Annotated in this window: 20 protein-coding genes; 4 read left to right on the top strand and 16 right to left on the bottom strand. The window is 68.1% G+C overall.

The window, feature by feature from the left end:
- Window positions 1-16: 16 nt before the first annotated feature.
- The 9 genes from C996_RS0112490 to C996_RS0112450 form a co-directional block, all read right to left on the bottom strand.
- Complete coding sequence (locus C996_RS0112490; RefSeq protein ID WP_018867772.1) at window positions 17-1,237, bottom strand: malic enzyme-like NAD(P)-binding protein; 1,221 nt, start codon at window positions 1,235-1,237, stop codon at window positions 17-19.
- Window positions 1,238-1,318: 81 nt separating this feature from the next.
- Window positions 1,319-2,185: a M48 family metallopeptidase gene (locus tag C996_RS0112485; RefSeq protein ID WP_018867771.1), complete on the bottom strand. Its 867-nt coding sequence runs from the start codon at window positions 2,183-2,185 to the stop codon at window positions 1,319-1,321.
- Window positions 2,186-2,200: 15 nt separating this feature from the next.
- Window positions 2,201-3,031, bottom strand: coding sequence for a hypothetical protein (locus C996_RS0112480; protein WP_018867770.1), 831 nt, complete (start codon window positions 3,029-3,031; stop codon window positions 2,201-2,203).
- Between the two features lie 49 nt (window positions 3,032-3,080).
- On the bottom strand, window positions 3,081-3,287 hold the full coding sequence (gene rpmE, locus C996_RS0112475; protein ID WP_018867769.1) for a 50S ribosomal protein L31: 207 nt from the start codon (window positions 3,285-3,287) through the stop codon (window positions 3,081-3,083).
- A gap of 367 nt (window positions 3,288-3,654) precedes the next feature.
- Complete coding sequence (locus C996_RS0112470) at window positions 3,655-4,536, bottom strand: NAD(P)-dependent oxidoreductase (RefSeq protein ID WP_081619681.1); 882 nt, start codon at window positions 4,534-4,536, stop codon at window positions 3,655-3,657.
- 9 nt (window positions 4,537-4,545) lie between these two features.
- Window positions 4,546-6,168 (bottom strand): BCCT family transporter, encoded by a 1,623-nt coding sequence (locus C996_RS0112465; RefSeq protein WP_018867767.1) that lies wholly within the window; start codon window positions 6,166-6,168, stop codon window positions 4,546-4,548.
- A 179-nt stretch (window positions 6,169-6,347) separates the two neighbouring features.
- Window positions 6,348-6,959 carry a 16S rRNA (guanine(966)-N(2))-methyltransferase RsmD gene (gene rsmD, locus C996_RS0112460; protein ID WP_018867766.1) on the bottom strand — a complete coding sequence of 204 codons (612 nt, stop codon included), beginning with the start codon at window positions 6,957-6,959 and terminating at the stop codon, window positions 6,348-6,350.
- Complete coding sequence (locus C996_RS0112455) at window positions 6,946-8,250, bottom strand: pitrilysin family protein (RefSeq protein WP_018867765.1); 1,305 nt, start codon at window positions 8,248-8,250, stop codon at window positions 6,946-6,948. The genes rsmD and C996_RS0112455 overlap by 14 nt, the downstream gene beginning before the upstream one ends.
- 14 nt (window positions 8,251-8,264) lie before the next feature.
- Window positions 8,265-9,677, bottom strand: coding sequence for a pitrilysin family protein (locus C996_RS0112450; protein ID WP_026279316.1), 1,413 nt, complete (start codon window positions 9,675-9,677; stop codon window positions 8,265-8,267).
- A gap of 55 nt (window positions 9,678-9,732) precedes the next feature.
- Between C996_RS0112450 and ftsY the strand changes: the two genes are divergently transcribed.
- The 4 genes from ftsY (at window position 9,733) to rpoH (ending at window position 13,324) form a co-directional block, all read left to right on the top strand.
- Entirely contained in the window at window positions 9,733-10,740 is a 1,008-nt protein-coding gene (gene ftsY, locus C996_RS0112445) for a signal recognition particle-docking protein FtsY (protein ID WP_018867763.1), read from the top strand.
- Between the two features lie 10 nt (window positions 10,741-10,750).
- Window positions 10,751-11,428, top strand: coding sequence for a cell division ATP-binding protein FtsE (ftsE, locus tag C996_RS0112440; protein WP_018867762.1), 678 nt, complete (start codon window positions 10,751-10,753; stop codon window positions 11,426-11,428).
- Window positions 11,425-12,354: an ABC transporter permease gene (locus C996_RS0112435; RefSeq protein ID WP_018867761.1), complete on the top strand. Its 930-nt coding sequence runs from the start codon at window positions 11,425-11,427 to the stop codon at window positions 12,352-12,354. The genes ftsE and C996_RS0112435 overlap by 4 nt, the downstream gene beginning before the upstream one ends.
- A 103-nt stretch (window positions 12,355-12,457) precedes the next feature.
- On the top strand, window positions 12,458-13,324 hold the full coding sequence (gene rpoH / locus C996_RS0112430; RefSeq protein WP_018867760.1) for an RNA polymerase sigma factor RpoH: 867 nt from the start codon (window positions 12,458-12,460) through the stop codon (window positions 13,322-13,324).
- A 296-nt stretch (window positions 13,325-13,620) separates the two neighbouring features.
- Here rpoH and ccoS read toward each other — a convergent pair whose 3' ends face one another.
- From ccoS to ccoO, 7 genes are all read right to left on the bottom strand, one after another.
- Window positions 13,621-13,842 carry a cbb3-type cytochrome oxidase assembly protein CcoS gene (gene ccoS / locus C996_RS0112420; RefSeq protein WP_018867758.1) on the bottom strand — a complete coding sequence of 74 codons (222 nt, stop codon included), beginning with the start codon at window positions 13,840-13,842 and terminating at the stop codon, window positions 13,621-13,623.
- 42 nt (window positions 13,843-13,884) lie between these two features.
- Complete coding sequence (locus C996_RS0112415) at window positions 13,885-16,425, bottom strand: heavy metal translocating P-type ATPase (protein WP_038035792.1); 2,541 nt, start codon at window positions 16,423-16,425, stop codon at window positions 13,885-13,887.
- A gap of 17 nt (window positions 16,426-16,442) precedes the next feature.
- On the bottom strand, window positions 16,443-17,276 hold the full coding sequence (locus tag C996_RS0112410; RefSeq protein ID WP_018867756.1) for a FixH family protein: 834 nt from the start codon (window positions 17,274-17,276) through the stop codon (window positions 16,443-16,445).
- Between the two features lie 114 nt (window positions 17,277-17,390).
- On the bottom strand, window positions 17,391-18,791 hold the full coding sequence (gene ccoG, locus C996_RS0112405) for a cytochrome c oxidase accessory protein CcoG (RefSeq protein WP_018867755.1): 1,401 nt from the start codon (window positions 18,789-18,791) through the stop codon (window positions 17,391-17,393).
- Between the two features lie 179 nt (window positions 18,792-18,970).
- Window positions 18,971-19,900, bottom strand: a complete 930-nt coding sequence (gene ccoP, locus C996_RS0112400) for a cytochrome-c oxidase, cbb3-type subunit III (protein WP_018867754.1) — start codon at window positions 19,898-19,900, stop codon at window positions 18,971-18,973.
- Window positions 19,897-20,115 carry a cbb3-type cytochrome c oxidase subunit 3 gene (locus C996_RS0112395; protein ID WP_026279315.1) on the bottom strand — a complete coding sequence of 73 codons (219 nt, stop codon included), beginning with the start codon at window positions 20,113-20,115 and terminating at the stop codon, window positions 19,897-19,899. Before C996_RS0112395 ends, ccoP begins: the two co-directional genes overlap by 4 nt.
- An 18-nt stretch (window positions 20,116-20,133) precedes the next feature.
- Window positions 20,134-20,868, bottom strand: a complete 735-nt coding sequence (gene ccoO / locus C996_RS0112390) for a cytochrome-c oxidase, cbb3-type subunit II (protein ID WP_018867752.1) — start codon at window positions 20,866-20,868, stop codon at window positions 20,134-20,136.
- Window positions 20,869-20,885 lie beyond the last annotated feature (17 nt).

The following is a 20,885-nucleotide window of genomic DNA, read 5'->3' as shown; positions in this document are numbered from 1 at the left end:
CTGCGGTTGGGGCGGGCTACAGGCGGGCGACCCCGCTGTCGCGGGCAGCCTGACTGATCGCCTGTGGCACGGTATCGATCAGGCGCGGATCGAACGGGGTCGGCAGGATGTAGTGCGGGCCGAACTCGAGCGCATCCCGCCCGTAGGCATCCAGCACGGACTGCGGTACCGGCTCGCGGGCCAGCCCGGCGAGCGCGTGGACCGCCGCGACCAGCATCTCGTCGTTGATGGTCCGCGCGCGCACATCCAGCGCGCCGCGGAAGATGAACGGGAAGCCGAGCACGTTGTTCACCTGATTCGGGTAGTCCGAACGCCCGGTGGCCATGATCAGGTCATCGCGGGTCTCGTGCGCAAGCTCCGGGCGGATCTCCGGGTCCGGGTTGGACAGCGCGAAGACCACCGGCTTCGGCGCCATGGACCGCAGCATCTCCGGGGTCAGCAGGTCCGGACCGGACAGGCCGATGAAGACATCGGCGTCACGGCAGGCATCCGCCAGGCTGCGCGCCTCGGTGTCCACCGCGAAGATCTGCTTGTACTCGTTCAGGTCGTCGCGCTGGCTGTGGATCACGCCCTTGCGATCCACCATGTACAGGTTCTTCTTGGCCGCGCCCAGGCGGACCAGCAACTGCATGGAGGCGATCCCGGCGGCGCCCGCGCCGACGCAGACGATCTTCGCCTCACTGAGCTTCTTGCCCTGGATCTCCAGCGCGTTGACCAGGCCGGCCGCGGTGATGATCGCAGTGCCGTGCTGATCATCGTGGAAGACCGGGATGTCCAGGCGCTCGGACAGGCGACGCTCGATCTCGAAGCAGTGCGGCGCCGCGATATCCTCGAGGTTGATGCCGCCGAACCCGCCGGCGATGCGCGCGACGGTGTTGATGAAGTCCTCCGGCTGCGGGGCGTCCACCTCGATATCGAACACGTCGATATTGGCGAAGGTCTTGAACAGCACGCCCTTGCCCTCCATCACCGGCTTGGAGGCCAGGGCACCGACGTTACCCAGCCCCAGCACGGCGGTCCCGTCGGTGATCACCGCGACCAGATTGCCCTTGCCGGTATAGCGATAGGCCAGCTCCGGATCCTCGGCGATCGCGCGCACCGGCGCGGCGACACCCGGCGAGTAGGCCAGGGAGAGGTCGTCCTGGGTCGCCGTGGGCTTGGTGACCTGGATGGCCAGTTTTCCGGCCGGCTGCTGCTCGTGGTACTCCAGCGCGCGCTGATTGAAATCCTTGGACATGGTGTAGCGGGGCCTTTTTTCGATCGGGAACAAATAAACGGCGTGCCGCCCGGCGCGAGTCCGGGCGACGGGAGAGATCCTTCAGTTGACCGGGTGCGTGGGGACGCGGCTGTTGCGCGCCTCTTCGTACAGTGGCCGGAAGCGATCGGCCATCCGGGTGAGGTCACGCTGGCGCGATTCCGGCGCCGGGTGGGTACTGAGGAAGACCGGGTGGCGCCCGTTGGACTGGGCCGCCATCTTGCGCCACAGGCTCGCCGCGGCGTCGGGGTTATAACCCGCGCGGGCCGCCAGCTCCATACCGATCTCGTCGGCCTCGGCCTCCATCGCGCGACTGTGCGGCAGCTGGACCGCCAGTGCCGCGCCCAGCGCCGCCCCGGTCAGGGCAATCTGCGAACGATCCCCCGTCATGGCGTAGCCGGCAACCGCCATGTTGCTGGCCAGCGCCACCGACATCTTCTCCGCGGTGTGGGCCGACAGCGCATGGGCGATCTCGTGCCCGATGATCTGGGCCAGTTCGTCGTCGGTCAGCTCCAGCTGCTCGATGATGCCCGAGTAGATCGCCATCTTGCCGCCCGCCATGGCGAACGCGTTGATGGTGTCCGGGGCCTCGATGACCACGATCTCCCAGTCCCAGTCCGCGGTCTCGGAGCGGTACTTCACGGCCTGGGCGACGACCTTTTCGGTAATCCCATGCACTCGCGCGGTCATCTCGGGGTCGGCATTGATCCGGCCTTCCTCCCGTGCCGGTGCCAGCATCTCCACGTAGGCGGTACGCGAGGCACTGATGGCCTGGCTCTCGGAGACCAGCATCAGCTGCGAGCGACCGGTCACCGGGTTGGTGGTGCACCCGGGGATCGCCACCGCAAGGCCACCGGCAACCAGCACCGCCAGGAGCAGAGAGCCCAGGCGACCGCGGACCGGCCGCCACGACTTGGGAAACGCACGCATTATTCCAGCACCTCGCTAGTCCTCTACCTCGAGATCGAGCGGATGCCGAATGCGCATCCGGAGTCGGTCTCTCCAAGGATACACCTGACCGCGCGCGACCACCGCCTCACCGATCAAGGATTCGGGATCCAGCTCGGGCCAATGATCGCGGTCATCCCCGCGGATCAGCAAATCCAGGGGGCCCTCCAGCACCAGTACCCAGTGGCGCCCGGTCGCGCGCACCGCAGTCACCTCGGCCATCACCCGCAGCCGGCCCTGACGCAGCGCGCCATCCAGCGGATCCAGTACCCGGGCGGGCATGGCCGCCGGGCGCTCCAGCCACAGCCCCCGTTCTGCGGCTCGCGCCTCGGCCTCGGCCGCGTACAGGCAGGCATCCAGCGGCACCGGTCGCGGCCCCGGCCGCGGCATCGCCGCGCCCGCCGCGATCAGATCCGCCGCCAGCAAGGCGCCATCTTCACTCCAGGCATGCATGCGCGGGGTACCTCCCGGGTCCCGCGCGGGGTCCGCGGGGCGCAGCTTCAGGCGCTGCCCCGCCGCAGCCAGGCGGGTTTCAAGGGCTTCACGTATTCCCTCATGCAGGCGCAGATCGCGCAGCGGAGTCAAGGCCTCCGGCAACGGGGCGGCCGGGGCCAGACCGATCAGGCGGATCGTCCGCCCATCGGCCAGGTGCAACCGGTCGAACCCCACGACACGCTCGACCTCGACCTCCTGCAACCCGCGCCGGTCCTGATCCGCCAGCCGGCACTCCGCCGCAGCCATTCCGGCCAGCAGCAGGAGCACGGCCCCCACAACGCAGACGAGGGCGCCCCGCAGGACGCCCTCGTCGGTTCGGACACGGCCCGCCATCGCGGTCACGCACCCGGTCGCGTTGCGCGCCTGACGGCGCGCCGCGGCTTCAGAATGCGAAGCGGCGGTTGAACTTGTCGACCTGGCCGGCGGTATCAACGATCTTCTGCTTGCCGGTGTAGAACGGGTGGCACTGCGAGCACACGTCCACATGCATCTCGTCGCCGGAGGCGAGAGTGGAGCGGGTCTCGAACTGCGTACCGCAGCTGCAGATAACCTTGACGTTGTGGTAGTTCGGATGGATGTCGGCTTTCATGGTCGGCTCACGCAGGTTCTGGCGAAAAGTCCAATAGGATAGCCGGCTCCGGGCCTTCAGCGCAAGGCCGGTTTACGGCGCCATTTGGGCAGGGCATTTGAAATCCAGGCGGCAAACCCCTGAATGGCCACGTGGTTTTGCCCACCGAACAACCTGTGGATAACTTTGTGGACGAATTGTCGCCCCCGGAACGAGACGCTCGCGGGACGTCAAGGGGCGCCGCCACCGATGAGACAAAAAACCCACGCAACACCTTGATCTCAATTGTTTTACTCTCCGAAAACCACCACGACCCGGCGTCCCTGACGGACACAGGCGTACCCGCTCGGACTGCGGAGACGGCTGTGCATAAAGCCGCGGTCCGCCCTCATCGCCCTGGCGAGTCCGGGACAATCGCCGTGTAGATGGCAGAGTAATCCGCGTCCGCCAGGCCCTGGGCCTGCGCCCGATCCAGCAGATCCGCCAGCAACGGCAACCATGGGCCCACCAGATGGGCATCCTCGACCGCCTGCTCGGTCAGGCGCACATCCTTCAGCAAGTGCTTGACCGGAAAATTGGCCGTGCCGAAGTCGCCGGAGACCATCTTGCCCAGCTTCTTGTCGAAGGTCGGGGCGTACAGGGCGCTGTCACGCAGGATGTCCATGAAGGTATCCACCTCCACGCCCTCGCGCCGCACCAACCCCAGGCTGAGGGAAAACGCAGCGGTCAGGCTCGCAATCAGCTGGTTGAAGGCGAGCTTCAGAGCCGCGCCCTGGCCCACTGGGCCGACATGTCGCGGGGTCTCGCCCAGAGCCGCCAGCACCGGCTGCGCCCGAGCAAAGTCCGTGTCGCTGTCGGCTCCCGCCATGATCAGCAGCCGGCCGTCGCGCGCCTCCGGTATGGAGCCCAGTACCGGCGCCTCGAGATAGCATGCCCCGGCGGCCCGCACCCGCTGTGCCAGGGCGCGACTTTCGGCCGGCAGAATGGTCGCCATCTGGATCACGCAGCGCCCATCCAGCGCCCCGTCCGGCAGCTCGTCGAGCACCGCGCCAATGGCGCCGGCATCGCTGAGCATCAGCACCAGCACATCGGCCTCCGCGACGGCCGCGGCGGGGGCGTTGTGGACGGTGACCCCCTCGGCCGCCAGATCGCTCGCGCGAGCGACCGTGCGGTTGTAGGCCACCACGGGAAATCCGGCCTGCAAAAGACGCAGGCCCATGGGTTGCCCCATGAGCCCGCATCCCAGCAGCGCCACTCGGGACGCAGTCATGCTGACCCCCTACTTGATCTTGTCGTCCAGATCATCCGTATACCCGAGCAGGGTATGCGGCGGCGGGGCCTCCTTCTGGTACTTGCTCGGCGTGACCGCCTCGGTCTGGTGCAAGCTTCGCCACAGGCCGATCACCATGATCAGCATGATGACCGAGAACGGCAGACCGACACTGATCGCGGCCGCCTGCAGCGCGGCCAGTCCGCCCGCCAGCAGCAGGATGGAGGCGACCACCCCTTCGAGGATGGCCCAGTACACGCGCTGGGTGACGGTCGGGTTACGCACGTCGCCGGAGGCCAGGGTGTCGATGACCAGCGAACCGGAGTCCGAGGAGGTCACGAAGAACGTCACGATCAGCAGCGTCGCCGCCGCCATCACCGCCACGGCCAGCCAGTCGAAAAGCGGCAGGGCCTGGAGGGTGACAAACAGCGCGGTGGACACGTTTTCCGAAACGGCGCCGGCCAGGTCCGCAACGCCGTCGAGCTCGTAGCTCATCGCGGTACCCCCGAACACGGCCAGCCAGACGAAGGCCGCGGCGGTCGGGGCCAGCAGCACCCCGGCGACGAACTCGCGAATGGTGCGCCCGCGCGAGACCCGCGCGATGAACATACCGACGTACGGGGCCCAGGAGATCCACCAGCCCCAGTAGAAGATGGTCCAGGAGGTGGCCCAGCCGGAATCCTCGATGGTGTCGGCCCACAGGCTCATCTCGGGCAGGGACTGCACATAGACGCCGGTGCTTTCCACCAGCAGACGCAGGATGAACAGGGTCGGCCCCATCACCAGCAGCAGGGCGATCAGGATCGCCGCCAGGCCAATGTTGAAGTTGGACAGACGCTTGATGCCCTTGTCCACACCCAGCGCCACCGAGACGACGGCAATCAGGGTGATGATCGCGACCAGGACGATCTGCATGAAGGTGGATTCCTCGATCCCGAACACGAAGTTCAGGCCCGAGTTGATCTGCATGACGCCAAGGCCCAGCGAGGTCGCCACCCCGAACATGGTGCCAAACAGCGCCACTACGTCGACGAGGTGCCCCCACGGACCATAGATCCGATCACCGATGAACGGGTACAGCGACGAGCGGATCAGCAGCGGGAGGTTGTGGCGGTAGGCGTAGTACGCCAGCGACAGGCCAACGACGATGTAGATCGCCCAGGCGTGCAGGCCCCAGTGGAAGAAGGTGTAGCGCATGGCCTCGGTGGCCGCCTCGGCACTCTCGCCCTCCGCATGCGGCGGGCTGAGGTAGTGGAACATCGGCTCGGCGATGCTCCAGAACAGCAGCCCGATCCCCATGCCCGCGGAGAACAGCATCGCGAACCACGCGGCGTAGCTGAAACGCGGGGTCTCGAACTGGTCGCCCAGGCGCACGCCGCCGTAGCGGCTGAACATCAGATACAGGGAAAAGACCAGGAACACCGTCACGACCAGCATGTAATACCAGCCGAGATACTCCCCGATGCCACTTTGGAGCTGCTCGAAGATCGCCTCGGCACGATCCGGGAAGATGGCCCCGAAAGCCACGAAGGCTGCGATTATCAGGCTGGCGGTATAGAAGACCGGGCTGCAGATCACGCCAAAGCCGCCGAGGCGGGTTTGCGTCAGACCGGGGGTGGACTGCTCATCCATTCGGTTTCCCCTTTTTTTCCTGTGGCAAGCGCAAGACCGAGCGGTCCGGTTCCGGAGTTTTCCGGAAGCCGCGCGGGGAGGCGCCCGATGGGCGTTGTCGCGGTAGGTGGGACAGCATCACCGTAGCGAAAGACTCGCCGCACTGCAAAACCGCGACAGGCGTCACGGCCCGCGCGGCCTCACGCCTCGGCGCGGGTCGAATTCCGGGCCAGCACCAGGGCCCGAGCCTGCCCGCGCTGGCGCTCGCGCTCGACCTGCCAGCCCCCCGCGGCGAGAAAGGCGAGATCCGCCTCGGACTCGAGCTCCACATAAACCCGGCTGTCGGCGTGCAGCCAGCCCTGCGCGAGCAGGGCCTCCAGCACCGGCGGGACATGCCCCTGCCCGAACGGCGGGTCCACCAGCACGAGATCGTAGGCGAGGCCCTCGGGGGGCGGGCCGGCCAGCAGGCGCCGGGCGTCATCCCGACGCACGCTGACCTGCCCGGCGCCCAGGGTCTCGCAGTTGGCCTGGAGCTGGGCCGCGGCGCGCGCATCGCGCTCGACCAGCAGCACCGCGCCGGCCCCGCGCGAGGCCGCCTCCAGCCCCAGGGCCCCGGTGCCGGCGAACAGGTCCAGCACCCGCGCCCCCGGCAAGCGGGGTTGCAACCAGTTGAACAGCGTCTCGCGCAGGGCATCCGCGGTCGGTCGCAGCCCGCCCACCGCGGGGACCGGCAGCCAGCGCCGCCGCCAGGCCCCGCCGATGATGCGGATGCGCGCCGGACGCCCGGCGGGGGCACGCCTACTCCTGCCCACCCACGATCACCGTGACCATCGCATCCGGGTTGATGCGCTCGCGCAGCCGGGCATTCAGTTCATCCAGCTCCACCGCCTCCATGCGCTCGATGTAGCGCTCCAGGTAGTCCAGCGGCAGGTCGTAGAAGGCCATCATCCCCAGCAGTCCGACGATATCGCTGTTCGAGGCCAGCGACAGCGGGAAGCTGTTGACCACGTTCTCGCGCGAGGCCTCGAGTTCTTCGGCATCGACCCCGTCGGCGTGCCAGCGCACAAGCGCCTCGCGCAGGGCGGTCACCGCCTCGTCCGCCTGATCCACGCCGGTCTGCATCCCGATCCGGAAGGGGCCCTCGACCGCCATCGGCTGCAGGCGACTGCTCACGGAATAGGCCAGACCACGCTGGCTGCGGATCTCCCGAAACAGCCGCGAGGTAAAGCCGCCGCCCCCGAAGGCGTGATTGGCAAGCGTCAGGGCGTAATGATCCTCGTCGCCACGTCGCAGCGCCGGGGCGCCCATCAGGATATGGGCCTGCTCGGAGGGAAACTCGATACGCTCCTCCACCGGCTCGTCGCGCGGCTCCACGGCCGGCAGCGGCTCCGCCGCCGCGCCCTGCGGCAGCGCCGCGGAGATCCGGTCGGCCACCGCCTCGGCCTCCTCGCGCGTCAGGCCGCCAGTGATCGCCAGAGCCCCGTTGCCGGTGGTGTAGAAGCGCTCATAGAACGCACGGGCATCTGCCGGCGCCAGGGCCTCCAGGGTCTCGCGCTGGCCGCCCGGCCAGTTGGCGTAGGGGTGGTCGCCATACATCAGTTCGTAGAAGCGCCGGCTGGCGACGCTGCCCGGGTCCTGACGCTCGCGCTGCAGCCCCTGCAGGGCCTGGCGCCGGGCCCGCTCGAAGTCGGCCTCGGGGAAGGCCGGCGCAGCCAGCACGGCGGTCAGAGTCTCCACCGCGGTATTCATCCAGTCCGGCTCGGTCAGGCTGCGCAGGCTGACGATGGCCATGTCGCGCAGCGAATCGGTGCCGAACTGCGCGCCCACCGACTCGAAGCGCTCGGCCAGTTCGTTCGAATCCATCTCCTCGGTCCCGTGGCGCAGGGCGCTGCTGGTCAGCGAGGCCAGGCCGTGCTGGTCACCGTCGCGCGAGGCACCGCCGTCGAACGTGAGGCGCAGGTCGACCATTGGCAAATCCGGCGCCGCCACGTAAAGCACGCGCAGACCCTCGTCGGTCTCCCACTGCTCGATCTCCACCGCCTGGGCCGGCAGCGCCAGCGCCAGCAGCCACACGAAGGCCGTCAGCCATCCTGCACGCATCATCTTGCCTCCCGTCATCACATGCCCCCCGCGGTTTCGCCATAGGGTTGCGCCGCCCCCGGATCGGGCGGGTCTTCGCCATCCAGGGGCTGCGGGTCGAGGATCCCGACCGTGCGGCGCTGCGGCACCAGATACTCGCGGGCCACGCGCTGTACATCCTCGGCGGTGACCGCCCGCACGCGCTCGACGAAGCGATCGCCTTCCTGCCAGCCGACCCCGATGGTCTGCAGCATGCCCAGCTGGAAGGCCTGCGAGCGTACCGAATCGCGCTGATACACCTCGGAGGCGATCACCCGCGCCTGCACCCGCTCGAGCTCGCGGTCGCTGACCGGCTCGTCCTTCAGGCGCTCGACCTGCTCCAGCAACGCGGCCTCCAGCGTGTCGACGTCGGTATCCGCCGTGGGCACGGCCGCGATCAGGAACAGGTCATCCAGCCGGCTGAAGGGGCTGTAGCGGGCCGACGTCGCGCCGGCCAGCTCCTCGCCGCGCACGATCTCGCGGGCAAAGCGCGAGGCCTCGCCGGAATCGAGGATCCCGGCCGCCACCATCAGGGCATAGGCATCCACCGGATCCTCGACGGTGTTCAGCACCGGAGTCTTCCAGCCCATCATCAGATAGGGGAGTTCGGCCGGGGCCTCCACCGTGATACGGCGCTCGCCCTTCTGCGGGGTCTCGCTGCGCGGCTTCGCCTCCGGCAGCTCCCCGGCGGGGATGTCGCCGAAGTGCTCGCGGGCGGCGTCGATCACCCGCTCAGCGTCGACATCGCCCACCACTACGACGACCGCGTTGTTGGGGTGGTAGTAGCGGTCGTACCACGCCTGGTTATCCTCCAGGGTGTAGGCCTCGATGTCGCTCATCCAGCCGATCACCGGGTTGCCGTAGGGGTGGTTGAAGAAGGCGGTGGCCATCAGCTGCTCGCGCAGCAGGGCGTTCGGCTGATCCTCCACCCGCAGGCGGCGCTCCTCCTGGACCACGCTCAGTTCCGGGCGGAACTCGTCTTCCTGCAGCTTGAGGTTCTGCATGCGTTCCGCCTCCATCGCCATCACCGTCTCCCAGTGATCGCGCCCGATCACCTGGAAGTAGCCGGTGTAGTCACGACCGGTAAAGGCGTTCTCGCGTCCGCCCAGGCGCGAGATGATGCGCGAGAATTCGCCCGGCTCGTAGCGTTCGGAGCCGCGGAACATCATGTGCTCCAGCATGTGCGAGATCCCCGTCACACCGCTGTGCTCGTCGGCCGAGCCGACCCGGTACCAGACCATATTGGCCACGACCGGGGCCCGCCGGTCCTCCAGCACCAGCACCGTCAGCCCGTTGTCCAGCGTGGCCTCGACCACGTCCGATTCGATCTCCGGCGGCGCGGCCGACCCGACCGCCGGCCAGGCGCACACCAGCGCTGTAATGAGCACTGTGACCAGTTTTTTACCGCGCATGATTCATGAATCCTCGTGCTAGCATTGGCGAACTCTCTACTTGACCACATCGAGCATGTTCGGTTTCCGCAAGAAGAAGTCCGAAGACTCCACGGCCGCCCCGCCGGAGACGGCGAACGCCGAGCCGGAAAAGCCTGCCCGCGGGGGCTGGTTCCAGCGCCTGCGCCAGGGCCTGGCCAAGACCGGGCAGGCCCTGGGCGGCGATCTGGGGTCGCTGTTCCGGCGCAAGATCGACGACGAACTGTTCGAGGAGCTGGAAGAACGCCTGCTCCTCGCGGACGTGGGCCTGGATGCGACCCAGCGGATCATGGATCGTATCACCCGCGAGGTAAAACGCGGCCAGCTGGATGATGCCGAGGCGCTGATGGACGCCCTCGAGGCGGCCATGATCGAGATCCTCGAGCCGGTCTCGCAGCCGCTGGAGATCCCGGAGGCCGAACGCCCGTTCTCGATCCTCGTGGTCGGCATCAACGGCGCCGGCAAGACCACCACCATCGGCAAGCTGGCGCACCACCTCCAGGCCAACGGCCGCTCGGTGCTGCTGGCGGCCGGCGACACCTTCCGCGCCGCGGCGGTGGAACAGCTGCAGACCTGGGGCGAGCGCAACAACGCCCCGGTGATCGCCCAGGGCACCGGGGCCGATTCCGCATCGGTGGTCTACGACGGGCTGCAGGCGGCGCAGGCGCGCGGCATCGATGTGATGATCGCGGACACCGCCGGGCGCCTGCATACCCAGACCAACCTGATGGACGAGGTGCGCAAGGTAAAGCGCGTGATGGGGCGACTGGACGAACACGCCCCGGACGAGGTCCTGCTGGTGGTGGATGGCGGCACCGGGCAGAACGCCCTGAATCAGGCGCGCCAGTTCCACGAGGCGCTGGGCCTGACCGGGATCGTGGTGACCAAGCTGGACGGGACCGCCAAGGGCGGCGTGCTGTTCGCGCTGGCCGAACAGCTGGGGGTGCCGGTGCGCTTCATCGGGGTCGGAGAGAAGGCCGAGGACCTGCAGGTCTTCGATGCACGCGCCTTCGTCCGCGCCCTGCTCGGCCGCGACAGCGACTGACCCGCTCCGGATGATCCAGCTGCAACGCGTCACCAAGCGGTTCGGCAGCGCGGCAGAGGCGCTCAGCAATGTCAGCCTGCGCGTGGATGCGGGCGCGATGGCCTTCATCACCGGGCCCTCCGGTGCCGGCAAGAGCACGCTGCTGCGACTGATCGCCGGGCTCGAGCGGCCCACCCGCGGCCGCATCCGCGTCAACGGCCACGACCTCGACCGCCTCTCCAGCCGCGCCATCCCCGGCTTTCGCCGCAGTATCGGACTGGTGTTCCAGGATCACCGCCTGCTGTTCGACCGCCCGGTGTTCGACAACGTCGCCCTGCCGCTGGAGATCCTCGCCTACCGCCGGCCGGAGATGCGCAAGCGCGTACGCGCGGCCCTCGACAAGGTCGGTCTGCTGCACAAGGAGGCGGTGAACCCGCGCACCCTGTCCGCGGGGGAACAGCAGCGGGTCGGGATTGCCCGGGCCATCGTCCACCGCCCGGTCCTGCTGCTGGCGGACGAGCCCACCGGGAACCTGGACCCGGCGCTGTCGCGCGAGATCCTGCAGCTGTTCGACGACTTCAACCGGGTCGGCATGACCGCGTTGATCGCCAGCCACGACCTGGGGCTGGTGGAGCGCATGGGCAAGCCGGTCCTGCACCTGGAGGACGGCCGCATCGAGGCGCGCGGCGCCGCGGAGTCCGCGACGTGAAACCCGGACGCCGCCTCCTGGACACCGTCCCGGCCTGGCTGGAGGCGCACCGGGATGCCGCCCGGCGCAGCCTCCAGCGCCGCCTGCAGGCACCCGTCCTGAGCCTGATCAGTATCGCCGTGCTGGGGTTCATCCTCGCCCTGCCCGCCTACCTCTGGGTCCTGCTGGACAATGCGCGCGCATTGTCCGCCCACGTCGACCACGAGCCGCGCATCGCCCTCTATCTCGATGCCGTGGAGCCGGACACGGTGGCGGCGCTCGAACGCCACCTGGAGACCGATGCGCGGATCGAGCGCTGGACCTGGATCGACGCCGACGAGGCCCTGGCACGCTACCGCGAGGGCCTGAGCGACCCGGGCCTGCTGGACTGGCTGGATGACAACCCCCTGCCGGATGTCGTGGACGTGCTCCCGGCCACCGCCGAGCCGGAAACCGTCGCGGCCCTGCGCCAGGCGCTCGCCGACACGGCACCGGGCGCCACCGTGGTCAGCGACGACGAGTGGGTCCGGCAACTCAACAGCCTGCATCAGCTGGGGCTGCGCATCCTGGCGGTCGTCGGGGCGCTACTGGGTCTGGGGGCCCTCCTGATCCTCGCGCTGGCCACCGCCTCCGAACTGCGCGAACGCCGCGAGGAGATCGCCATCTCGCGCATCAGCGGGGCCACCCACCGCTTCCTGCGGCGGCCGTCGCTGTACGGTGGTCTGATCACCGGGCTGGGGGGCGGGGTCTTCGCCGGCCTCCTGCTGCTGGTCGGGATCGGCCTCAGCCGGGCACCCCTGGAACAGGCGGCCGCGGCATTCGACCTTCCGTTCCAGCTCGCGCTCCCCGGAGGCAGCCATCTGCTCACCCTGCTGCTGGCCGGGCTGCTCCTGGGCTGGCTGGGGGCCCGACTGGGCAGCGGTCATGCGCTGCGGGATGCCCCATAGGGTGCGCCCATTGGCAGAAAGTGGCCGGAACTTTTACAGGGTTTAGCACTCTCACTATCAGACTGCTAATCTAGAGCCATAGAATCGGGAGGAATCACCACGCATGACCCAGGCCCTGACCACCCCGCGCGTCGACATGCCCGTACCGGTGGGCGACCTCGATCACTACATGCAGGCCGTCGGCCGCATCGAGGTGCTGGACGCCGAACAGGAACGCGAACTGGCCGTGGCGCTGCACGAGCGCCAGGATCTGGATGCCGCGCGCCAGCTGATCCTGCACAACCTGCGCTTCGTGATCCACGTCGCGCGCGGCTACCAGGGCTACGGCCTGCCGCTGGGTGACCTGATCCAGGAAGGCAACGTGGGCCTGATGAAGGCCGTGCGCCGCTTCGACCCCAACCAGGGCGTGCGCCTGGTGTCCTTCGCCGTGCACTGGATCCGCGCCGAGATCCACGAGTTCATCCTGCGCAACTGGCGCATCGTGAAGGTGGCGACGACCAAGGCGCAGCGCAAGCTGTTCTTCAACCTGCGCAGCGCCAAGCAGCGCCTCGGCTGGCTGTCGAACGCCGAGGTCTCCGCCGTCGCGCAGGATCTGGGCGTGTCGGAGAAGGACGTCTGGGAGATGGAGCGCCGCCTGTCGAGCCAGGACGCGAGCTTCGACCCGGGCCCCGAGGCGGACGACGAACAAGGCTACCAGGCCCCGTCCGAACGCCTGAGCCTGGAGGACCTGAGCGACGACCCGGCGCACGTCACCGAAGACGAAGACTGGGACCGTCACTACCAGGAGCGACTGAGCCAGACCCTGGGCGAACTCGACGAGCGCGCCCGCGACATCCTGATGCGCCGCTACATGGCGGACCAGAAGGCGACGCTGCACGAACTGGCTGCGGAATATGCCGTCTCGGCGGAGCGCATCCGCCAGATCGAGAACAACGCAATCAAGCGCATCCGCGCCGCCTTCGACGACTGACCCGGGCCTGCGGCCCGGCGATCCCGGCCCCGAACGCAGAAAGGCCCCGGCACAAGCCGGGGCCTTTTTGGTTGCCGAACGGGCGACATGGCCCCGCCGGCCCGTTCCGCGCCGGATCAGCCGAACAGGATCACCGAGAAGAAGCTGATCCAGGACCAGATGATCAGGGCTGCCGTAAAGGTCAGCGGGAAGTTCTCAAAGGTAAACCAGTCGCGCATCTCGCAATCCTCGGAATTTTCCAACCAGAATAGGCGAAGGGTAAGCGGCACCGCGACGCGGCGCAAGTTCGACCGACGTCAGCGCTCGGACTTTTGGCCCGGACGGCCCTCGCGGTCCCGCCCGGGCGGGTCGTCTCCCGAACGGGTGGGGATCCGCGGGTCGTCGTCATCCATCAGGATGCGGTGCGCCGGGCCCTGGAGATCGTCGTACTGGCCGGAACGGATCGCCCAGAAGAGCACCAACCCCACGACCAGGGCAAACAGCATCGCCAGCGGAATCAGGAGGTACAGGATGGTCATGGCCCCAGTGTACCCAGCCAGACCAGCCGCTTAAACCAGTACCTACACCGGCGGCCGCGGCGGCGCCACGGGCTCGGCAGGGCGAATGGGGCTGCGCTCCGCGGTCTCCCGCGCCGGTCGCAGCCGCAGCGCGTTGCCCACCACCAGCAGCGAACTGAGGGACATGCCCAGTGCCGCCAGCCAGGGGGTCAGCAGGCCGGCGGCCGCCACTGGCAGCGCCACCACGTTGTAGCCGATTGCCCAGGCAATGTTCTGACGGATCACGCGCCGGGTGTGGCGCGCCTGATCCAGGGCCTGCGGCAAGTGGTCCAGGCGATCCGACAGCAGGACCAGGTCGGCCTGGGTCTGGGCCAGCTGGGTGCCGCCGCCCATCGCCATCGACACGTCGGCGCCGGCCAGCACCGGGGCATCGTTGATGCCCTCGCCGGCCATCAGCACCACCCGGCCCTCGGCCTGGCGCGCCCGCACGTACGCGAGCTTGTCCTCCGGCGTCAGCCCCCCCTCGGCCTCGGCGATGTCCATCTGCGCGGCAAACGCCTTGGCGGCCTCGGGGCGGTCTCCGGTCAGCAGGACCACCCGCAGGCCGCGCGCCCGCAGGTCACCGAGCACATCCCGCACCTCCGGACGCGGGGTGTCGGCCAGCCAGAACAGCGCGACGGGCTGATCATCGACGACCAGCCAGACCGGCGTGGCCAGCGGATAGTCCGCGGGTGCGGCCGGACTCGGTGCGTCGACGCCGGAGGGCAGCATGGAGGCCCCGCCAATCGACACCCGGCGCCCCTCGATGCGGCCCTCGAGGCCCCGGCCCGGCAGGTTCCGGACCCCGGTGGCGTGGATGCGGGAGGCCCCCGCCGACCCGGCCAGGGCCCGGGCCAGGGGGTGTTCGGAATGGGACTCCAGCGCCGCCGCCCACGCCAGCCAGTCGTCGCACTCGGGGGCGGGCTGCAGCTCCTCGCGGGCGACCAGGCGCGGCATGCCGGCGGTCAGGGTACCGGTCTTGTCGAGGCAGACCATGTCGACCCGCGGCAAGGCCTCCAGGGCACTGCCGCGGGTCACCAGCAGACCCATGCGCGAGAGTGCGCCGGTGGTGGCCGTCAGCGCGACCGGGGTCGCCAGCGCCAGGGCGCAGGGACAGGTCGCGACCAGCATCGCGACCATCACCCAGAGGGCGCGGGCCGGGTCGATCCAGGCGTACCAGACCAGGCCAGCCAGCGCCGTAAGTACCAGCACCGCGCCCACGAACCAGCCGGTACCGGCCTCGGCGATGCGCGCCATACGGGGCTTCTCGGTCTGCGCGCGGTCGAGCAGGCGCTGGATCGCGGCCAGGGTGGTCTCCGCGCCGACGCGCTGGACCTCGACGGACAGGGGGCCGTCGACGTTGACGGTGCCCCCGGTCACGGCATCGTCGGGGCGCGTCGGGTGGGGCTCCGGCTCGCCAGTCAGCAGGGCGCGGTTGACCGTGGATTCGCCCGCGCGCACGACACCGTCGGTCGGGATGGTCTCGCCGGGGCGGACCCGCACCCGGTCGCCGGGGGCCAGTTCGCCGACCGGGACCGCTTCGATCTGCCCGTCGGGGCCCTCGCGGTTGGCAATCGCCGGCACCAGTCGGTCGAGGCGGTCGATGGCATGGCTGGCGCGCTGGCGCGCGATCAGCTCCAGGTAGCGACTGGTCAGCAGGAAGAACACGAACATGACCACGGATTCGAAGTAGACGTGTTCACCGGTGCCGAGGATCACCGCGTAGAGGCTGGCGAGGTAGGTGACGATGATCGCCAGGCTCACCGGTACGTCCATGCCGAGCTGGCGATGGCGCAGGTCGCGCCAGGCGCTCTGGTAGAACGGGATTGCGGAGTAGAGGACCACCGGTGTGGTGAGCGCGGCGGCGACCCAGCGCATGAACTGCAGCAGGTCCTCGTGCTCGGTGTCCTCTGCGCCCAGCCAGAGGGCCACGGCCAGCATCATCACCTGCATCATGCCCAGTGCGGCCACGGCGATCCGGCGCAGGGCCAGCCCCCGTTCGCGCGCAATCGCCTGCTCGCGGGTACCAGGGTCGTAGGGATGGGCGTGGTAGCCGATATCGCGGATTGCCTTGAGGATGTCCGACAAGGCGATCCGTTCGGGGTCCCAGACGACCTGGGCGCGATGGGTGGAATAGTTGACGCGAAAGCTCTCCACGCCCGGCAGGGCCTGGACATGGCGCTCGTTGAGCCAGACACAGGCCGCGCAGGTGATGCCTTCCAGCATCAGGGCCGCTTCGCGGCGCTCGCCGGCCGCACCCGCCGGCGTGACGAACTGCTGCTGCACGCCGGGATGATCGAACAGTTCCAGCTCGCGCAGCTCGTCCGGGATCAGGGGACTGCCGCTTTCCGCCGGCGGGGCATCGCGGTGATGGTAATAGGCCCCCAGGCCGCGCTCGATAATCGCCCCGGCCACGGCCTGGCAGCCGGGGCAGCAGGTAGGCTCTTCCCGCCCCTCGAAGGTGACGGGATAGTACGCGCCCGCGGGCACAGCGAGCCCGCAGTGGAAACACCGGGTCGGGGCCGCGGACGCTGCCGGGGCCTGCGAGTCGGGCGCGAGCGCCACGGCGGGAGCGCGGGGGGTCAGCCGGACTGGGCGCTGCGCACGCGGGTCCGGGCCTGCTGTTCCAGGAGCTGGTCATCGCGCTGGACCTGGAAGCGCAGATCCCAGCGCCCCGGGGCCGGCAGCGCGACCTCGACCTGGTACAGGCCTTCGCCCATGTGCTGCATCTCGAAGCCCTGGTCGCGGCGCTCGTCGGCGAGCCACATGAAGATGCCGCGGATGCTGGCGTCGTTGATCGGGACGCCATCGGCATCCCGGACCTCTACCTGGAGCGTGGCGGCCTCGCCCTCGGTGGGGCGCTCGACCCAGCCCTGACGAACCTGCCAGCCCTTCTCGCGCTGGGCCTGGAGCTCCGACACGCGGTGTACGGCCAGGGCCTGCTTGCGGCTCTCCATGCCGGCCACGGTGCCCGGGAATGCCGAGGTCACCTGCTCCGCCCGGTTCTCCGGCTCCGGCAGGATGGAACCGATAAACTGCTGCGGCATCCCGTTATGGGCCAGCGTGATCAGGACGGCCTGGACGGACGCGACGATCGTGAAAAACCCCACGAGAACCAGCGGAGCCCAGTGCAGCCGGCCAATCTTGGCCTTGCCGCCACTCTCGGCCTCCGCCTCTTTCTGCGTGAAGACGATCCCCAGCCCGTAGGGCACGATGATGTACAGCGCGAGATGGATGGCGAAGACATCCGCGCCCTGCCAGGTCAGGATCGAGTAGGGAATGAACACAAACAGCATGAGGGCGACGACCACCGCCGATGTGCTGTAGGCCTTGAGCCGCGTGAAGCGGTAGATCAGCGCGAACAGGATGGCCAGGGCCGCGGTACCGACGCCGAGGGTAATGACGAGATTGCTCATGATGTCTTCTTCGTTTCCTGCGTGATCGCAAGCTAGGGGCTCGCGGGGTGCCGCGCGATTTCCGGCAGCACGATTACTGTTTCTCGCCCGGGCGCAGTGCGCAACGGAACACCGTTAGCGATGACTGAACTGGGACGTCACTTCGAGCGGTTCAATATGACCCTCGCGATCCGTAATCACAAAACGGAACGGCTGCGGCGAGGGGGCGCCCTCGGGCACGTCGTGGCGCACGCGCGCGACCACGGTGAGTCGCTCCCCGGGCTCCAGGCGGATCCGCTCCACCTGCCCGAGGTCGAGCTCCGCGCCGTCGAGCCCGGCGAGTCCGATCTGGAAGTCCAGCTCCCGGTCCGCGGTATTGTTCAGGCGAATCTCGTAGCCGTTCTGGATGCGCCCGTCGGACATCTGCACATACAGCGGCTGGCGCACCTGGTTCACGTTGGCGTCCACGGGCGGGCGACCCACGATGCTGGCAACCAGTGCAACGATAACGACCAGCACGGCCGCCCCATAACCCAGCGTCTTGCCCCTCAGGAACCGAGTCTTGCCGCCCTCCTGCTCGCGCTCCGAGGTATAGGCGATCAGCCCGCGTGGCCAGCCCTGCTTGTCCATGATCGTGTCGCAGGCATCGATGCACAGCGCACAGTGAATGCACTGGTACTGCAGCCCATCGCGGATATCAATGCCGGTCGGGCACACCTGCACGCAGTAGCCGCAGTCAATGCAGTCCCCGACGCCGGCGGCCTGGCGCTGCTCGCGGGTCTTCAGACCGGCCTGGACCTTGGCGCGGCCGGCGGTGCCCTCGCCGCGTGATTCGTCGTACGACACGATCATGGTGTCGCGGTCGAACATCACGCTCTGGAAACGCGCGTAGGGGCACATGAACGTGCAGACCTGCTCGCGGGCCAGCCCGGCAAACGTGTAGGTGGTGGCGGTCAGGATCCCCGCGGTCACATAGGCGGCGTACACTGCCTGGCCGGTAAAGAAGTCCGCCACGATGGAAGGCGCATCGCCCCAGTACAGGACGAACCCGAGCCCGGTGGCGAAAGCCACCAGCAGCCAGGACGCATGGGTGAGACCATATTTCGCCAGCTTTTCGGCGTTCCAGGGCTGTTTGGCGAGCCGGAGGCGCGCGGGCCGCTCCCCCTGAATCTTGCGCTCCAGCCACATGAAGACATCGGTCCACAGGGTCTGGAAGCAGAAGTAGCCGCAGAACACGCGCCCGGCCACACCGGTCACAAAAAACAGCAGCAATGCGGCGAGGACCAGAAAGCCTGCCAGCCAGAAGATATCCTGCGGATAGACAACCAGGTCGAAGATATGGAACTGGCGCCCGGGGATGTCGAACAGCACCGCCTGATCCGGCCCGTATTCACGTTCCCAGCGGATCCACGGCAGACCGAAGAATACCCCGTAGGCCAGGAGGAGAATTCCGGTCTTCAGGTTGCGAAACCGCCCCTTGACCGACCGCGGGTGGATCGGGATTCGCGCCTCGTACAGCGGCTGGGACTGGGACATCGGATCCTCCCGGAGCGTATCCGGCAGTGCGGCCCGGCGGCAATACGCGGGCCGCGGCAACAGTTCAAAACAAAAAGGGGCACCCTCGGGCGTCAATCCACCCGGCGGGCACCCCTGTCAACGCGTGCATCCTGGCAGGCCTCCGCACCCCCGGGGCTCGCCAGGTCGACGGAGCCGGCCTACTGCCCCCCGCCCAGGGAATGCACGTAGGCGGTCAGCATCTTGATCTCCGCATCCGACAGTCGATCACCGAATGCCGGCATCTCACGCTGGATACCATCGCGAATGAAATTGGCGACCAGGCGCTGACGCTCGCTATCGCTTTCCGCGCCGCGCACGTCGACCAGACCCCAGAGATCGTTGGTCAGGTTGGGCGCGCCCTGCGAGGTCAGCCCCTGGGCGTCCATGCCGTGGCACTGGAAGCAGCCACCGTCGGTCCCGGTAAAGATCCGGGCACCGGCATCGGCGTCGTCCTGATCCACGCTGTAGTCGTTCAGCGACAGCACGTAGGCGGCGACCTGATTCAGCTGGTCGCTGCTCAGGGTGTCGCGGTACCCGGGCATGTAGCCCAGGCGGCCCTGGTGCAGGGTTTCCTCGATCTGTTCGACCGTTCCGCCCCACTTCCAGTGGTCATTGCGCAGGTTCGGGTACTGCCCGACCACGCCCGCGCCACCGACCTGGTGACACGCCGCACACCAGGTACCGAAGGAGCCCTGGGCGTACGCGTTGACGAAGCTCATGCTTTCAGCGTCCTGCAGGATCGTTTCGTAATCCTGGGCGGCCACCTGTTCCAGCATCTCGCGCTGGCGCACCGCGTAGGTGCCGGTCTGCATGTCCTTCGCGAGCAACGCACGGGTGTTCCAGTGCATGGTGCGCTCTTCGCCGCCCTGCTCGAAGGTGATGGTGTTGAAGCCCTTGGTGAAGCTGTCGCCAATCGGCCAGGCCGGGTAGATCAGCCAGTACACCAGCGCGAACACGATCGTGGCGTAGAAGCCCCACAGCCACCAACGCGGGAGCGGATTGTTGTATTCCTGAAGGTTGCCGTCCCAGACGTGCCCAGTGGTCTCGACCTGGTTCGGGTCCTTATCACGGTTGTCCTGTGTGCTCATTGCTCGTCACTCTTGGTTTTGTCACGCCGGGCCACGGGCTCCCGATGTGAATCATCGTCGTCCAGAGGAATGTAGCGATACGTCTCGAACTTCCGGGCACGCCGACGATTGGAAAACAGGAAGATCACGACCCCGATAAAGGTGCTCATGAAGAGAATGAGGGCAACGATCTTGCTGTTGCCCATATCCGTGATCCATTCCCAAAGTCCCGTCATCGTGGCGCCCGTCCTCCCTTACCGGAATTCGGCAAAGTGCCCGTCGTCGTATTCGCTGAAGTCGACCATGGTCCCGAGGACCTGGAGATAGGCCACGAGGGCATCCATCTCGGTGATCGTCCCGGGGTTGCCGTCGAAGTTCTCGGCCTGCGCCTGCGCCACCAGATTTTCCTCGGCGTCGCGGATGTCGAACATCCGGGCGTGTTGCTCCCCGAACTTCTCGACGTTGGCCTGGTATTCCTCGTCGGTGAGCGAGTACGGCACGCCCACGCGCTTCAGCGCGATCATGCGACGATCGATATCGGAGTAATCGAGCGGCGTGGTCGCCAGCCAGGGGTAGCCCGGCATGATCGACTCCGGCACCAGCGACTGCGGGTCGATCAGGTGCTGGACCTGCCACTCGTTGGAGTACTTGCCCCCCACGCGCGCCAGGTCCGGACCGGTGCGCTTCGAGCCCCACTGGAACGGATGGTCGTACTGCGATTCGGCCGCCAGCGAGTAGTGACCGTAGCGCAGCATCTCGTCACGGAACGGACGCACCATCTGCGAGTGGCAGGTGTAGCAGCCCTCGCGGACGTAGATGTCACGCCCGCGCTGTTCCAGCGGGGTGTACGGGCGCACGCCGTCCACTTCCTCGATCGTGTCGTCGATGTAGAACAGCGGCACGATCTCGACCAGGCCGCCGACGCTGATCACCGCCAGGGTGAGGATGATCAGCAGGCCGGCATTGGTTTCAACGCTTTCATGCTTCATGGATCTAGTCTCTCCCT

The organism is Thioalkalivibrio sp. ALE25 (assembly GCF_000377285.1).
Taxonomy (GTDB): Bacteria; Pseudomonadota; Gammaproteobacteria; order Ectothiorhodospirales; family Ectothiorhodospiraceae; genus Thioalkalivibrio.
Note: the sequence above shows the minus strand (reverse complement) of the source record. Positions and strands in the feature narration are given on the sequence as shown.

Excerpts from the sequence above, each read along its gene's own strand:
- C996_RS0112490 (WP_018867772.1), bottom strand. The coding sequence starts at position 1,237 with ATGTCCAAGGATTTCAATCAGCGCGCGCTGGAGTACCACGAGCAGCAG.
- C996_RS0112485 (WP_018867771.1), bottom strand. The coding sequence starts at position 2,185 with ATGCGTGCGTTTCCCAAGTCGTGGCGGCCGGTCCGCGGTCGCCTGGGC.
- C996_RS0112480 (WP_018867770.1), bottom strand. The coding sequence starts at position 3,031 with ATGGCGGGCCGTGTCCGAACCGACGAGGGCGTCCTGCGGGGCGCCCTC.
- rpmE (WP_018867769.1), bottom strand. The coding sequence starts at position 3,287 with ATGAAAGCCGACATCCATCCGAACTACCACAACGTCAAGGTTATCTGC.
- C996_RS0112470 (WP_081619681.1), bottom strand. The coding sequence starts at position 4,536 with ATGACTGCGTCCCGAGTGGCGCTGCTGGGATGCGGGCTCATGGGGCAA.
- C996_RS0112465 (WP_018867767.1), bottom strand. The coding sequence starts at position 6,168 with ATGGATGAGCAGTCCACCCCCGGTCTGACGCAAACCCGCCTCGGCGGC.
- C996_RS0112455 (WP_018867765.1), bottom strand. The coding sequence starts at position 8,250 with ATGATGCGTGCAGGATGGCTGACGGCCTTCGTGTGGCTGCTGGCGCTG.
- C996_RS0112450 (WP_026279316.1), bottom strand. The coding sequence starts at position 9,677 with ATGCGCGGTAAAAAACTGGTCACAGTGCTCATTACAGCGCTGGTGTGC.
- ftsY (WP_018867763.1), top strand. The coding sequence starts at position 9,733 with ATGTTCGGTTTCCGCAAGAAGAAGTCCGAAGACTCCACGGCCGCCCCG.
- ftsE (WP_018867762.1), top strand. The coding sequence starts at position 10,751 with ATGATCCAGCTGCAACGCGTCACCAAGCGGTTCGGCAGCGCGGCAGAG.
- rpoH (WP_018867760.1), top strand. The coding sequence starts at position 12,458 with ATGACCCAGGCCCTGACCACCCCGCGCGTCGACATGCCCGTACCGGTG.
- ccoS (WP_018867758.1), bottom strand. The coding sequence starts at position 13,842 with ATGACCATCCTGTACCTCCTGATTCCGCTGGCGATGCTGTTTGCCCTG.
- C996_RS0112410 (WP_018867756.1), bottom strand. The coding sequence starts at position 17,276 with ATGAGCAATCTCGTCATTACCCTCGGCGTCGGTACCGCGGCCCTGGCC.
- ccoG (WP_018867755.1), bottom strand. The coding sequence starts at position 18,791 with ATGTCCCAGTCCCAGCCGCTGTACGAGGCGCGAATCCCGATCCACCCG.
- ccoP (WP_018867754.1), bottom strand. The coding sequence starts at position 19,900 with ATGAGCACACAGGACAACCGTGATAAGGACCCGAACCAGGTCGAGACC.
- C996_RS0112395 (WP_026279315.1), bottom strand. The coding sequence starts at position 20,115 with ATGACGGGACTTTGGGAATGGATCACGGATATGGGCAACAGCAAGATC.
- ccoO (WP_018867752.1), bottom strand. The coding sequence starts at position 20,868 with ATGAAGCATGAAAGCGTTGAAACCAATGCCGGCCTGCTGATCATCCTC.